This is a genomic window from Methylobacterium sp. A54F, assembly GCF_053346035.1.
Genome location: NZ_JBKFBF010000235.1, coordinates 1 through 269 on the forward strand (window position 1 = coordinate 1; position 269 = coordinate 269).

Here is a 269-nt window from a genome sequence, read left to right on the forward strand (position 1 = left end):
GCAGCTCCCCAAGGCTTATCGCAGCGTACCACGTCCTTCATCGCCTCTCAGCGCCAAGGCATCCACCGAATGCTCTTAAGGCACTTGATCGCTCTCGTGATCGATGTCCGCTGGCGAGGCACAGCCGGTCCGGCTGCCCTCGCCCGCGCACACGGGTCACAAAAAGACCCGTGACGCGCTCCTTTCGAAGCACGTCACAGTTGCTTGCCGAACGTGACCCTGGCGGACCAGCTCTCGCTGCCGTCACGGTCACATTCCCTCTTCACGAT

1 rRNA gene is annotated in these 269 nt (G+C 62.1%); it reads right to left on the reverse strand.

The window, feature by feature from the left end:
* Positions 1–90 (reverse strand): 23S ribosomal RNA (locus ACLBXP_RS26110); the annotation flags it as partial.
* Positions 91–269: the final 179 nt, after the last annotated feature.